Here is a 13425-nt window from a genome sequence, read left to right on the forward strand (position 1 = left end):
AATAAATTATGTCAGGACATAACGAATCAATATTAAGAGAACCACTAATCACCGGCACGGATATCACGTATGCAAAGATTACGAATGATATTTTACTGCCGGTAGAGAACAAGCCAAATAGGGCTTGGTGGATAGGATTTATCGTCGCACTATGCGGAGCTTTACTATGGGTAGTAGCAGTTAGTTATACCTTCTGGTTTGGTATCGGTGCATGGGGATTAAATAAAACAGTAGGATGGGCTTGGGATATCACCGGTTTCGTATGGTGGGTAGGTATTGGTCACGCAGGAACACTGATTTCTGCAGTACTATTACTTTTCCGTCAGAACTGGCGTAACTCGATTAACCGTTCGGCAGAGGCGATGACAATCTTCGCCGTTATTTGTGCGGCAACGTATGTAGTATCTCACATGGGTAGACCATGGTTGGCTTACTGGGTGCTTCCATTACCAAATCAATTCGGATCATTATGGGTAAACTTTAACTCGCCGCTAGTTTGGGATATGTTTGCGATCTCAACTTACTTCTCGGTATCACTATTATTCTGGTATACAGGTCTATTGCCTGATATCGCAACTATTCGTGACCGTGCAACAGGTGTTAAACGTAGAGTTTATACTATACTATCATTTGGATGGGCTGGAAATGTGAAGACATGGCAACGTTTTGAGGCTGTATCTATCATTTTGGCGGGTATCTCTACACCCCTAGTACTTTCGGTACACACGATTGTATCCATGGACTTTGCTACCTCGGTAATTCCCGGATGGCACACTACGATCTTCCCTCCATATTTTGTGGCTGGGGCGATCTTCTCAGGATTTGCGATGGTGTTAACCTTGTTATTGGTAGCACGTAAAGTATTAGGTCTTGAGAACTATATCACCATGTTCCACATTGAATCGATGAACAAGATTATCATCTTGACAGGATCTATCGTGGGTGTGGCTTACATCACTGAGTTCTTTATCGCATGGTATTCAGGTTCTGAATATGAGCAGTATGCTTTCATCAACCGTTCAACTGGTCCATACTGGTGGGCTTACTGGATGATGATGACTTGTAACGTAATCTCTCCACAGTTGTTATGGTTCAAGAAGATCCGTACCAGCATCGCTGCTACCTGGATTTTATCTATTGTAGTAAACATCGGTATGTGGTTTGAGCGTTTCGTAATTATCGTAACTTCATTACACCGTGATTATATTCCTTCAAGTTGGGCGATGTTCTATCCAAGCTGGGTTGATGTGAGTGTGTTTGTGGGATCGATAGGTTTGTTCTTTACTTTGTTCTTATTGTTCTTAAGGGTACTACCTTCAATTGCAATTGCAGAGGTTAAATTGCTACTGAAAAGTGCAAGTGAGCAAGCTAAGTTAGAGCAAATTAAGGAAGGTCATTTGGATCCGACACATGTATCAGAATACGTGGAGTCTTTGGATAAATTTGATAGTGTTAAACAAGAAGAATACGCAAAAATATAACAATGAACAATATCAAATATATTTTAGGCAGTTTTGGTGACCCTGATGAAATGATGCATGGCATCGATAAATTGCAGGAGAACAACATTAAGATACATGATGTTTATACACCAATGCCTATTCATGGCATAGAAGCTAAATTAGGGGTTAAGCGTTCAAGATTAGATATTGCGGCTTTCTTTTTTGGAATAACAGGAACATGTACGATGCTTACGTTTGTATATCTTGCAGCAGCATATGACTGGCCAATTAATATCGGGGGTAAGCCACACTTCGCTTTACCGGATTTTATTCCAATTACCTTTGAGTTGACCATTTTGTTTTGTGCTTTTGGTTTAGTTGGTTCTTATTATGCATCAACCCACTTATTTCCGGGAAGAGCACCAAGAGTAATGGACTTAAGAGCTACAGATGACAGGTTTATCATTGCAATTGATGCAAAAGAGAATACTGATCACAATAAGATTGATGATTTATTAAAGGAAGCTGGTGCTTTGGAAGTAAAGCATAATGAAAGGAAGTATATTAGCTATGAATAAAAGTAAAGTAGTTTTAGCCTCGTTTTGTATACTTACAGGAGCTGTTTTATTCACGGCATGTAAGGATAAAAGAAGTACAGGTTTAGAATACGCCAGGAATATGTATGATCCGATTGCATACAATCCAGATCAACCGAACAAGAATTTTAAGAATGGAGCAACTGCACAGGTTCCACCAGCAAATACTACTCCAGTAGGATTTGATAAGTTTGATAATTATCCTAACACTAAAGAAGGATATGAAGCAGCAGGTGTAAGTTTAGTTAATCCACTTGCTTTAACTGAAGCAAACCTAGAATCAGGGAAGCATTATTTCACTGTATTTTGTGCTCCATGTCATGGCGAAAAGGGCGATGGACAAGGTCACCTGGTTAAAATTGAAAAATTCAACGGTGTGCCTTCTTATCATGGTGATGCAGCTTCTTCACGTGGCGGTCTGATGAAAGATTTAACGGCGGGCAAAATTTATCATACTATTGAGTATGGTTTAAATAATATGGGATCACATGCCTCTCAGCTATCTCCAGAAGAAAGATGGAAAGTAGTGATGTATGTTCAACAATTACAAAAAATACAATAAGCACAATATAGATGGGAACTCACAATTATAATTTAACTGAGCAGTTTGAGTTTACAGGCAAGGCTAAAACTTTAAGTATAATCGCTATTGTAATAGGAATAGCGGCTATAGGTTACGGTTTTTCTGCTGAGGCGCTTCATGAGCGTACTTTTGCAAACCTGTTGCTAATGGCTTATTACTTCGCTTGTGTTTGTATGTCAGGAGCGTTCTTCTTGGCAGTTCAATTCGTAGCACAGGCTGGTTGGTCTGCTTCTATACTACGTGTGCCTCAGGCAATGGCTAAAGTGTTACCAATTGCGGTAGTCATTTTAATTGTTGTAATGGGTGCAGGTTTATATACTCATAACTTATATCATCACTGGCATGCAGATGGATTAACTGATCCAAACAGTGCAAACTATGATAAGTTAATCGCTGGTAAGTCAGCGTTCCTGAATGTACCTTTCTTTATGGGACGTCAGGTTGTCTTTTTAGCAATATATAGCTTTTTCGCTGTGTATCTGTCTAAACTATCTAACAACGAAGATTTACAGGGTGGTTTAAATTCTTATACAAAGAGTTTTAAATATTCATGTATATTCCTTGTTATTTATGGATTTACTACGCCAATCTTTGCTTTTGATACTGTGATGTCATTGGAAGCACATTGGTTCTCAACCATGTTTGGCTGGTACAATTTCGCGGCAATGTGGGTAAGCAGTTTGGCTACTATGGCCATTATCATTATCCTTCTGAGAAAAGCAGGTTACATGAGCTGGGTAAATAATAGTCACTTACACAACTTAGGACAGTTTATCTTCGGATTCTCTATCTTCTGGACTTATGTATGGTTTTGTCAGTTTCTTTTGATTTACTATGCAAACATGCCAGAAGAGACTGTATATTTTTACAAAAGGTTTGAGCACTATGAGTTCTGGTTCTACCTGAATTTAGTATTAAACTTTTTAGCTCCTGTACTACTGCTAATGGACAGAGATAACAAGAGACATGAAAATATATTATTGACTGTATCTATAGTTGTTTTATGTGGTCACTGGGTAGATTATTACCAAATGATTATGCCAGGAACAGTAGAAGAACACCATGCATTTGGTTTTATTGAGGTTGGTATTGCATTAGGTTTTGTAGGTTTGTTTACTTTTACCGTATTAAGTGCATTAAGCAAAAAAGCATTGATCGCTAAAAACCACCCGTTTTTACAAGAAAGTTTACATCACCAGTTGTAATTGGTGGTCTTAATAGAGAATAAAAAATAATAGTATAATAGAAGTACAGCGTTACTACTTTTAAGGAAATGAGTTTAAGAAAATTTATAAGTAACAAAACGATAGCGGCACTAGCAGTGATTTTAACTGCATTTGCAAACACCAGCGCTTTTGCACAAGCTGCAGCCGCTGAGACCGCTAAAAAGCCCATCGATATGGGGCCGATTTATAAATCGGTGATATTTTATACCATGGCCTTTTTATTGGTCTGCTTATTTGTAGCAATCATTGGGAAAGCATTGAAGGTATATGAATTGACCCGTGAGGCTCAGGATAAACCAAAAGGAATAGACTGGAATAAAGTTAACGGTGTGCTTTTTGCATTGTTCCTTATTGTAGGTCTTTATGGTGTATACTGGGAGTATACGGTTCATGGAAACATGATCCTACCTGAAGCGGCTTCAGAGCATGGTAAGAAAATTGACCAGATGTTTAACATCACGTTGATTCTTACTACTATAGTTTTCATTATTACTCACATTCTTTTATTTGCTTTCGCTTATTTCTACAAATACACGAACAAAAGAAAAGCATATTACTACCCACACAACAATACGATTGAGCGTATCTGGACAATTGTTCCGGCTTTCGTTTTAACGATATTGGTATTGATGGGTTTCCTTACCTGGAGATCAATTTTCTACAAAATCGAAGATCCTAATAACAAGCCTATCAGCATCGAGATCACTTCATCTCAATTTGCATGGGCAATCCGTTATGCAGGTGCTGATGGTGTAGTGGGTACTAAAAATTACAAATTGATCACTTCTGTTAATGCTTTGGGTATTGACTTTAGAGATAAAAATACACTTGATGATCAGTCGGCAGATGAAATGGTTATTCCGGTTAACAAACCAGTACGTTTAATCTTGACCAGTAAAGATGTAATTCACAGTTTTTTCATGCCACACTTCAGGGTTCAATTGAACACTGTGCCAGGTATGACTTCTTACTTTGAGTTTACGCCAACCATTACTACTGAAGAAATGAAGGCTAAAACAAATGACCCTACATTCAAATATTTGTTCTTATGTAACAAGATCTGTGGAGATGGTCACTATAAAATGCAAAAAGAAGTTAAAGTTGTTTCTATGGCTGAGTATGAGGCTTGGGTTAAAGAACAACCAGCTTATTTAACTGACGATTTGAAAAAAGAATTTAACATACCTGTAACTCCTGCTACAACTACTGTAGTAGCTGATACAACTGCAAAGGACTCGTCGGCAGTTAAAACAAAACAATTAGCTTTAAAAAATTAATAATACTGGAATAGCACATTATGTCAACTATATCATTACACGATACACATAACCACGATAACCATGATGATCATGGGCATCACAAAGAGACCTTCTTAACGAAGTATGTCTTTAGTCAGGATCACAAGATGATTGCTAAGCAGTTCCTGATAACAGGTATTATTATGGCTGTTATTGCAATGGGACTGTCGATATTGTTTCGTTTACAACTTGCATGGCCAGATAAAGACTTCCCTATTTTAGAGACTTTCTTAGGAAAGTGGGCTGAAGGTGGTCGTATTAAACCTGATTTTTACCTTGCTTTAGTAACTATACATGGTACCATCATGGTATTCTTTGTATTGACAGCAGGATTGAGCGGTACTTTTAGTAATTTACTGATACCACTTCAGATTGGTGCAAGGGATATGGCTTCTCCATTCCTAAACATGCTTTCTTACTGGTTCTTCTTTACTGCTTGTGTAATCATGATGGGTTCATTCTTTATACAAACAGGACCTGCGAGTGCGGGATGGACGGTTTATCCGCCATTGTCGGCTTTGCCTACAGCGATTAGCGGTTCTGGTTTAGGTATGACTTTATGGTTAATTAGTATGGTACTTTTTGTTGCTTCATCTTTAATGGGTGGTATCAACTACGTAAGTACTATCTTAAACATGCGTACTAAAGGTATGGATCTTTGGAAAATGCCATTAACAATCTGGGCGTTCTTCTTAACTGCAATTTTAGGTATCTTATCTTTCCCTGTTTTAGTTGCAGGTGTCGTATTATTGATATTTGACAGAAGTTTCGGCACTAGTTTCTACCTTTCTGATATTGTTATGGGTACTCAGATCCTTCCTAATGAAGGTGGATCTCCAATTTTATGGCAACATTTATTCTGGTTCCTAGGACACCCAGAGGTATATATCGTAATTATGCCAGCGATGGGCTTGTCTTCAGAGATTATGTCTGTAAATGCAAGAAAACCTATCTTCGGTTACCATGCGATGATCTATTCATTGATCGGTATTACTATCCTTTCGTTTATCGTTTGGGGTCACCATATGTTTGTAACTGGTATGAACCCGTTATTGGGCGGGGTATTTATGATCACAACTTTGATCATTGCGGTACCTTCAGCGGTTAAGACTTTTAACTGGTTGGCTACATTATGGAGAGGTAACATCAGGTTTACTCCTGCAATGTTGTTCGCTATTGGTATGGTTTCATTCTTTATCTCTGGTGGTTTAACAGGTATCTTCTTAGGTAATGCTTCATTAGATATCAACTTACATGATACTTACTTTGTAATTGCCCACTTCCACTTGGTAATGGGTTCTGCAGCGATATTTGGTATGCTTGCTGGTGTTTATCACTACTTCCCTAAAATGTTCGGAAGAATGATGAGCAGCAAGTTGGGATACCTTCACTTCTGGATTACTTTTGCTTGTGCTTATTTAGTGTTCTTCCCTTTACACTTCTTAGGACTAGATGGTGTGCCACGTCGTTATTATGCATTCACTGAGTTTGAGTTTATGCAAAAGTGGGTTACTGTTAATATTTTAGTTACCTGGTCTGCAATTATTGCTGCATTAGCTCAGGTTGCTTTCTTATTCAACTTCTTCTACTCCATCTTTAAAGGTAAGGTAGCATCTCAAAATCCTTGGCAAGCAAATACTTTAGAATGGACAACTCCAGTTGAACGTTTACATGGTAACTGGCCAGGAGAAATCCCTACGGTATACCGTTGGCCATATGATTACAGTAAGCCAGGAGCTGAGGCAGATTTTATCCCTCAAACGGTTCCTTTCTCACAAACAATGAGTTCTAATATGCCTCATGATTTTGAAGGCAATAGCGAGTCTGAACGTATACAAAGAGAATGGGAAGAAGAGAACCCTTCTGTAGATGCGTCAAAATAGACTAATACGTAGTATCTAATACGATGAGGTATCTGCAGTAAGTAAATACTTACAACAGATACCTCATTTTTTTTAATCTAACACATACCATGGTTCCTAAATCTGAAACGAGATTTATCAGGCTAAACCTTATTACAATAGTTATAACCTTACTGCTAATTTTGGCGGGTGGGATCGTACGTAGTACGGGTTCTGGTATGGGCTGTCCGGATTGGCCTAAGTGTTTTGATCAATACGTTCCACCAACTTCTGTTTCGCAATTACCTGCCAATTATAAAGAGAAATATGTAGCTGAACGTGTCGCTAAGAATGAACGTTTTGCGAAAACCCTCGATAGAATGGGAAAGGGGCATCTTGCAGACAGCATTAGACACGATACCTCTATTCTTCAACCAGAAACATTTAATGCCGGGAAGACCTGGACAGAATACATAAACAGGTTGATGGGTGCAATTACCGGATTCTTGTTGTTAGGCCTGGCAGTATATTCATTTACCTATAAGGGTAAAGCAAATAGAATTATCATTCTTAGTCTTTCAAACCTAATCATTGTTGGTTTTCAGGCCTGGTTGGGTTCAATTGTTGTCTCTACTAATTTAATGCCTTGGATAGTTACCGTACACATGTTATTGGCATTGGTGATCTTGGGTATTTTAGTTTATACTTATAATTACACCCAACAGTTGCATAAAGAGGCTACAATCATTATGGGTAAGATTGGTTGGCTTAAGATTTTAACTATCGGATCTGTGGTATTGAGTGTGATACAAATTGTAATCGGTACGGAGGTTAGAGAGGCCATAGATGCAATATCTAAAGCGATGTTATACAATGGTAGACACAGTTGGGTTTCGAAGGTAGGGGATCTATTTTCTTATCACCGTGATTTGGCCATGTTGGTGTTGATTGTAAATATCATCATTTATAAAATTGTTAAGGATAAGTTTAATGGTAAAACTACGGCTTTAAGGGTAGGTAGCTCAATTGGAATCGTTTTGATCATTCAAATTGTAACCGGCCTTTTATTGTCTAACTTTGGGCTTCCACCTTATGCACAGGCATTGCATATTTTGTTCTCAACGCTCTTGTTTAGTTTACAATATTACCTGTACTTATTAGTTTACAGAACTAGTACTTACAATCAACAGAATTAATTATATACAAATTGAAAAGGTTTTTCTCAGATTTCTCTAAGCTCATAAAATTCAGGTTAACGTTCCTGGTAGTGTTCTCTGCGTCAGTTACTTTTTTAATTGGTTCTCAAGTGCCGATTGATGGTGTAATTCCTGGGATCAATTGGACGAACTGGGTGATTTTAATCATAGGGGGATTTTTGGTTACTTCTGCCGCGAATTGTTTTAATGAGGTCATCGAAGTAGATCTTGATAAATTAATGACCAGGACTAAGGATCGTCCTATGCCTGCTGGTCATATGACTACTGGTCAGGGCTTGGTTTCAGGATTGGTTATGGGCTTATTGGGAACTTACTTACTAGGTAAATTAAATATCGAGACGGGTTTACTTTCGGTGTTTTCTATTTTCCTTTATGCCTTTGCTTATACGCCTTTAAAGCGTAAATCACCAATTGCAGTATTTGTTGGTGCAATTCCAGGAGCTTTACCTCCACTAATTGGATATGTAGCCGCGCATGGCAAGATTGATAAAATAGCGGTGATCTTGTTTTTGATCCAGTTTGTATGGCAGTTCCCACATTTCTGGGCTATTGCATGGGTTTTGGATGATGATTACAAGAAGGCAGGGTTTAGACTTTTGCCAACGACAAAAAGAGATAAAATAAGTGCTTTTATTACATTTTTAAGCACATTGATCCTGATTCCGGTAAGCTTGTTGCCTACCATAGATGGTTTCGGGGGATATTATATTGGCGGGGTTTCGTTGTTAGCGGGCCTTGTCTTTGCCTGGCTTGGATTTAAGTTGTGGTTAAAGATGGATTTGGACAGTGCTAGAAAAGTAATGTTCTGTTCGTTTTTCTACTTACCCTTGGTTCAGCTGGTTTTATTGTTTGATTTTATAGTTAAATAAATTTTAAATGGTACACACATTAAAAGAAGAGGATTTAAAGATGGAAGCGGCCTTTAATGCTAAGCCGAGGAAATTTGTAGTATGGTTATTTGTAGTTTCATCAACGATTATGTTTGGTGGTTTTACGAGTTATTATATTGTTTTTGCTGCATCAAAAGGTAAAGGGCATGGTTTGGTATTGCCGGATCTTTTTATGTACAGTACAGCGGTATTGATTGCAAGCAGCATTTGCTTATTTCTGGCCTCAAAAGCTTTAAAGAATGGCAATATTGGTAGTCAAAAATTGCTACTTTGGGGGACGTTGGTGTTGGGCTGTGTTTTTGGTTATCTACAGGTTGATGCCTGGGGGACTTTGTTCCATACAGGTGCGGCTTTTGTAAATAATAATGCAGCAATTTCTATGATTTACGTGGTATCAGGACTTCACCTGTTACACATTTTTGCTGGTTTATGTTTCGTGACAAGTACGTTAGTTGGTGCTTACATGGGTATTTCGGCAGAGAAGAGCAAATTCCGGATGGATATTGCTTCTATATTTTGGCATTTTATAGATATATTATGGATATATCTGTATGTTTTTTTACTTTTGAACAGTTAGACTTTTTAACAAACTATTACAATTTATAAAATGAGTTCATTATCACAATTAGATCAGGTAAAAACCACTCCATGGAGCGGAGGCCGCTCGCCGTGGTCAGTAGAGTACGGCAAAATAATGATGTGGTTTTTTCTAGTTTCTGATGCATTTACCTTTTCATCATTATTGATTTATTACGGAGCGCAACGCTTTAGTAAACTTACCTGGCCAGATCCGGATTTGGTTTTTCAATCGGTTCCAGGGATAGCGGAAGGTGGATACCCACTGGTATTTGTTGGTATCATGACCTTTATCCTGATCATGAGCTCTGTAACAATGGTATTGGCTGTTGAGGCAGGACACAGAAGATCTAAGAAGGAAGTGATCTGGTGGATGGTAGGTACTATCATTGGTGGTTTTATGTTCCTTGGCTGTCAGGCTGCAGAATGGACTCACTTGTTCCACGAAGGTTTTGGATGGGGTAAAATTCCTCCAATGGAAACTTTACATCATTTATTTGATGGGGAAGTGTCTACAGTATCTGCTTTGCAGTTCTCGAACTTGTTTTTCACCATTACAGGATTCCACGGATTCCACGTATTTAGTGGTGTAATCATTAACATCATCATTTTATGCATGACGATTAATGGTACTTTTGAAAAACGCGGACATTACCTAATGGTTGAAAAGGTTGGTTTATACTGGCACTTTGTAGACCTTGTTTGGGTATTTGTATTTACCTTCTTCTATTTAGTTTAATTTTTCTCAAGTAAGATATTATGTCACAACATACAGAACACACGCATGATGAGCATGCGGCTTTAAGCAAAAAGAAAATCTGGCAGGTATTTGGTATCCTGTTAGCCATTACAGTAATTGAGTTTATCATTGCTTTGTGGGCTATCCCAGGTAAACACATGTCTCAACATATAGGGAACTATGTTTACATCGCATTAACGTTATTAAAAGCCTTTTACATTGTTGCTTATTTTATGCACCTTAAATTTGAGAAGGTAGGACTTCAGGTTTGTTTATCTGTTGTTTTCATTTTCATATTTTACTTTATAGTTTTAATGTTAATTGAAGGCGGATATTTACACTTACATATGCCTCTGGTTTAATGAAGGGTACTTCAATAAAAAAAGTTTTAATCCTGGTCACCATTTTAGCGGTACCAGGATTTTTATATTATTTACTACAGGAACAAGGCAAGAACAGGTATAAGCCATTGCCATTTTTTGGTCCAAAAAAAGTAGCCACGACTTTCCACTCGGTTCGTGGAAAACAGATCCCCGATACCATCTATCATCAGTTGGGTGATTTTAAGCTAATCGACCAGGCTGGTGATACCGTTACTAACAAGCATTATGACGGGAAAATATTGGTTGTAAACCTGTTTTATACTCAGGGAAATACCACTTCGGTTGATATCGCAAATAAAGCAATGCAATCTTTTGAATATACTTATAGGCCAAATAAGAAGGTGAATCTAATCAGCTTAAGTATAGACCCTGTATACGATACACCAGCACGCTTAAAACCATATGCGGAACAGCTTTTGGCTAAGCCTGGTAAATGGGATCTTTTAACTGGTGATAGTACGCAAATTTACAACCTAATTAATAAAGGACTTTCTGTAGATGCACATCACGAGATCATTAACGGTGATAAGAAATTTGTTTATAGCAATATGTTCGTATTGTTGGATTACAAACATCGTATCAGAGGCTATTACGAAGCGACTAGTAAGGAAGACCTGAATAAATTAGATGATGAGATCAAAGTATTGATCATCGAAGAATTAAGAAACAATAACGACGGACGATAACCCGTTATATGAGCTATGAGTAACAACACCCCAATTGAACAGAAATATAATAAATGGATTATTTTGCTCTCTATCGTTATTCCATTGGCTGTAGCCATATTGTTTTATGTTAAGATTCCTAATGCCACACCATTGCCGTTTTTGCCGCCAATATATGCGACTATTAATGGTATAACGGCAGTTTTATTGATTATAGCGGTAATCGCTGTTAAGAACGGGAAACGTAAGTTGCATGAGAATTTAATGAAATGTGCAATTGGTTGTTCCTTGTTATTTTTGGGGATGTATATTGCCTACCACATGACCACTCCATCTACTAAATTTGGCGGTGAGGGAGCCATTAAATACGTTTACTTCTTTATCTTGCTTACTCATATACTTTTGTCTATTGCCATTATACCTTTGGTATTGATTACTTATGTGAGGGCTTTAGCTGAGCGTTTTGACAAGCATAAAAAGATTGCTAAAATCACTTTCCCACTATGGGTATATGTTGCCATTACTGGTGTAGTGGTATACCTAATGATTTCCCCTTATTATAGCTATTAAGCGTCCCTTAATCAGATAGTTTGTCTATATTTGTAAATATGAAAAGGATTGCATTTGTCTTCGTTTTTATCGTGCTATCGGCCATTAGTGTAAGTAACACGGCCAATGCGCAATGTGCTATGTGTTCTGTTAATGCAGAGCAAAGTGTAAAAAATGGCAATACTCAAGGTAAAGGCCTAAATACAGGTATATTATATCTGTTGGCTATTCCATATGTTTTGCTTACTGGTATTGGTGTTTTATGGTATATGAAATTTCGTAAAAACACAACGCAAGGCATTTCTTAGCCTACAGATCTCCTATGCAGAAAACATCAAAGCTTTATGCAATCATACATGGTAAATGCCCACAATGTCGTAGAGGCGATATTTTTACCGGGAGTTTATATGGCTTTAATGTGCAACGGACAAATACAGTTTGCCCACATTGTGGACAGCGGTTTGAAATAGAACCGGGCTATTTTTATGCAGCGATGTATGTAAGTTATGCCATGAACTGTGCGGAAATGATTTCACTCGGCGTTGCGACCTATGTTTTATCTGGTGGTCGTTTAGATTTCGACTCATTCTGGCTTTACCTTGGTGTAATTTTTACAGGATGTTTACTTTTATCACCTTTCAATTATCGCTATTCCCGCGTGATTTTATTACATTGGCTATCTCCAAAAATAAAGTATAACGCCTATTACGATAAGCCATGATTAAGCCCGAAACACTTGCCTTTATAGCAGAAGTAGCAGAAAATAATAATCGCGAATGGTTTGCTGAAAATAAAGAAAGATACGAAATCGCCAAAACCGATGTATTGACCTTTATTGATGAGCTAATCCCAGTGCTTGCTGCTGCTGATCCCGAATTTTCCATTGAAACGCAGGCAAAAAAATGCTTGCTTCGAATTTATAGAGATGTACGGTTTAGTAAAAATAAAGATCCTTATAAAAATAACTACGGGATTTCTTTTGGTGCAAAAGGAAGAGGTATAAATGAACCGGGCTATTATCTGCATATACAACCGGGAAGTTGCTTTTTTGCAGCAGGGTTTTGGATGCCAGAAGCATCAGACCTGAAAAAGATTAGGGAAGAGATAGACTACAATACCAGTGATTTTTTGGAGATCATCAATGCAAAGAATTTCAAAAGTACCTTTAGCCTGAGTCAGGATGATAAGTTGAAAAAAGCCCCTAAAGGTTATGAAGCAGATCATCCTCAAATAGAGTTGTTGAAGCTGAAGAGCTTTATTGCTACCTTTCCAATTAAGGACGAAGAGTTTTTTAAACCCGGAATCGTTAATAAGTTGAAAAATGCTTTTGAAAGTGTATATCCTTTTATTCTATTTTTGAGAAAAGCAGTTGAGCAATAGTTTTTGTCTCAACAAAATTAACTCCTAAAACCAAATGAAC

Annotated in this window: 16 protein-coding genes; all 16 read left to right on the top strand. The window is 37.7% G+C overall.

Going from position 1 to position 13425, the window contains the following annotated elements; translation table 11 throughout:
* Nucleotides 1-8: 8 nt before the first annotated feature.
* Nucleotides 9-1481, top strand: a complete 1473-nt coding sequence (nrfD, locus tag EZ444_RS07460) for an NrfD/PsrC family molybdoenzyme membrane anchor subunit (protein ID WP_131608100.1) — start codon at nucleotides 9-11, stop codon at nucleotides 1479-1481.
* A 2-nt stretch (nucleotides 1482-1483) separates the two neighbouring features.
* On the top strand, nucleotides 1484-2020 hold the full coding sequence (locus EZ444_RS07465; RefSeq protein ID WP_131608101.1) for a DUF3341 domain-containing protein: 537 nt from the start codon (nucleotides 1484-1486) through the stop codon (nucleotides 2018-2020).
* On the top strand, nucleotides 1992-2600 hold the full coding sequence (locus tag EZ444_RS07470; RefSeq protein WP_131608102.1) for a c-type cytochrome: 609 nt from the start codon (nucleotides 1992-1994) through the stop codon (nucleotides 2598-2600). The genes EZ444_RS07465 and EZ444_RS07470 overlap by 29 nt, the downstream gene beginning before the upstream one ends.
* Nucleotides 2601-2611: 11 nt before the next feature.
* The gene (locus EZ444_RS07475; RefSeq protein WP_131608103.1) at nucleotides 2612-3826 is read left to right on the top strand and encodes a quinol:cytochrome C oxidoreductase; all 1215 of its coding nucleotides are present in this window, start codon (nucleotides 2612-2614) and stop codon (nucleotides 3824-3826) included.
* A 68-nt stretch (nucleotides 3827-3894) separates the two neighbouring features.
* Nucleotides 3895-5124: a cytochrome c oxidase subunit II gene (locus EZ444_RS07480; protein WP_131608104.1), complete on the top strand. Its 1230-nt coding sequence runs from the start codon at nucleotides 3895-3897 to the stop codon at nucleotides 5122-5124.
* A 20-nt stretch (nucleotides 5125-5144) separates the two neighbouring features.
* On the top strand, nucleotides 5145-7028 hold the full coding sequence (locus EZ444_RS07485; RefSeq protein WP_205945226.1) for a cytochrome c oxidase subunit I: 1884 nt from the start codon (nucleotides 5145-5147) through the stop codon (nucleotides 7026-7028).
* An 89-nt stretch (nucleotides 7029-7117) separates the two neighbouring features.
* Nucleotides 7118-8182: a COX15/CtaA family protein gene (locus EZ444_RS07490; RefSeq protein WP_131608105.1), complete on the top strand. Its 1065-nt coding sequence runs from the start codon at nucleotides 7118-7120 to the stop codon at nucleotides 8180-8182.
* A gap of 11 nt (nucleotides 8183-8193) precedes the next feature.
* A complete protein-coding gene (gene cyoE / locus EZ444_RS07495; RefSeq protein ID WP_131608106.1) occupies nucleotides 8194-9072 on the top strand; it encodes a heme o synthase in 879 nt (292 codons plus the stop codon).
* 7 nt (nucleotides 9073-9079) lie between these two features.
* A complete protein-coding gene (locus tag EZ444_RS07500) occupies nucleotides 9080-9670 on the top strand; it encodes a cytochrome c oxidase subunit 3 (RefSeq protein ID WP_131608107.1) in 591 nt (196 codons plus the stop codon).
* Nucleotides 9671-9700: 30 nt separating this feature from the next.
* Entirely contained in the window at nucleotides 9701-10408 is a 708-nt protein-coding gene (locus EZ444_RS07505) for a cytochrome c oxidase subunit 3 (protein ID WP_090781179.1), read from the top strand.
* Between the two features lie 20 nt (nucleotides 10409-10428).
* Entirely contained in the window at nucleotides 10429-10770 is a 342-nt protein-coding gene (locus EZ444_RS07510; protein ID WP_131608108.1) for a cytochrome C oxidase subunit IV family protein, read from the top strand.
* Entirely contained in the window at nucleotides 10770-11477 is a 708-nt protein-coding gene (locus EZ444_RS07515) for an SCO family protein (RefSeq protein ID WP_131608109.1), read from the top strand. The genes EZ444_RS07510 and EZ444_RS07515 overlap by 1 nt, the downstream gene beginning before the upstream one ends.
* A gap of 15 nt (nucleotides 11478-11492) precedes the next feature.
* Nucleotides 11493-12026, top strand: coding sequence for a DUF420 domain-containing protein (locus EZ444_RS07520; protein ID WP_131608110.1), 534 nt, complete (start codon nucleotides 11493-11495; stop codon nucleotides 12024-12026).
* 38 nt (nucleotides 12027-12064) lie between these two features.
* Nucleotides 12065-12313 (top strand): hypothetical protein, encoded by a 249-nt coding sequence (locus EZ444_RS07525; protein WP_131608111.1) that lies wholly within the window; start codon nucleotides 12065-12067, stop codon nucleotides 12311-12313.
* A gap of 14 nt (nucleotides 12314-12327) precedes the next feature.
* Entirely contained in the window at nucleotides 12328-12726 is a 399-nt protein-coding gene (locus tag EZ444_RS07530) for a DUF983 domain-containing protein (RefSeq protein ID WP_131608112.1), read from the top strand.
* Nucleotides 12723-13385: a DUF2461 domain-containing protein gene (locus tag EZ444_RS07535; protein WP_131608113.1), complete on the top strand. Its 663-nt coding sequence runs from the start codon at nucleotides 12723-12725 to the stop codon at nucleotides 13383-13385. The genes EZ444_RS07530 and EZ444_RS07535 overlap by 4 nt, the downstream gene beginning before the upstream one ends.
* The last annotated feature ends 40 nt before the right edge of the window (nucleotides 13386-13425 follow it).

Source organism: Pedobacter hiemivivus (assembly GCF_004331685.1).
Classification (GTDB): domain Bacteria; phylum Bacteroidota; class Bacteroidia; order Sphingobacteriales; family Sphingobacteriaceae; genus Pedobacter; species Pedobacter hiemivivus.

Excerpts from the sequence above, each read along its gene's own strand:
- EZ444_RS07525 (WP_131608111.1), top strand. The coding sequence starts at position 12,065 with ATGAAAAGGATTGCATTTGTCTTCGTTTTTATCGTGCTATCGGCCATT.
- EZ444_RS07490 (WP_131608105.1), top strand. The coding sequence starts at position 7,118 with ATGGTTCCTAAATCTGAAACGAGATTTATCAGGCTAAACCTTATTACA.
- EZ444_RS07470 (WP_131608102.1), top strand. The coding sequence starts at position 1,992 with ATGAAAGGAAGTATATTAGCTATGAATAAAAGTAAAGTAGTTTTAGCC.
- EZ444_RS07515 (WP_131608109.1), top strand. The coding sequence starts at position 10,770 with ATGAAGGGTACTTCAATAAAAAAAGTTTTAATCCTGGTCACCATTTTA.
- EZ444_RS07475 (WP_131608103.1), top strand. The coding sequence starts at position 2,612 with ATGGGAACTCACAATTATAATTTAACTGAGCAGTTTGAGTTTACAGGC.
- EZ444_RS07465 (WP_131608101.1), top strand. The coding sequence starts at position 1,484 with ATGAACAATATCAAATATATTTTAGGCAGTTTTGGTGACCCTGATGAA.
- EZ444_RS07520 (WP_131608110.1), top strand. The coding sequence starts at position 11,493 with ATGAGTAACAACACCCCAATTGAACAGAAATATAATAAATGGATTATT.
- EZ444_RS07500 (WP_131608107.1), top strand. The coding sequence starts at position 9,080 with ATGGTACACACATTAAAAGAAGAGGATTTAAAGATGGAAGCGGCCTTT.
- EZ444_RS07505 (WP_090781179.1), top strand. The coding sequence starts at position 9,701 with ATGAGTTCATTATCACAATTAGATCAGGTAAAAACCACTCCATGGAGC.
- EZ444_RS07535 (WP_131608113.1), top strand. The coding sequence starts at position 12,723 with ATGATTAAGCCCGAAACACTTGCCTTTATAGCAGAAGTAGCAGAAAAT.
- nrfD (WP_131608100.1), top strand. The coding sequence starts at position 9 with ATGTCAGGACATAACGAATCAATATTAAGAGAACCACTAATCACCGGC.
- EZ444_RS07510 (WP_131608108.1), top strand. The coding sequence starts at position 10,429 with ATGTCACAACATACAGAACACACGCATGATGAGCATGCGGCTTTAAGC.
- EZ444_RS07530 (WP_131608112.1), top strand. The coding sequence starts at position 12,328 with ATGCAGAAAACATCAAAGCTTTATGCAATCATACATGGTAAATGCCCA.
- EZ444_RS07480 (WP_131608104.1), top strand. The coding sequence starts at position 3,895 with ATGAGTTTAAGAAAATTTATAAGTAACAAAACGATAGCGGCACTAGCA.
- EZ444_RS07485 (WP_205945226.1), top strand. The coding sequence starts at position 5,145 with ATGTCAACTATATCATTACACGATACACATAACCACGATAACCATGAT.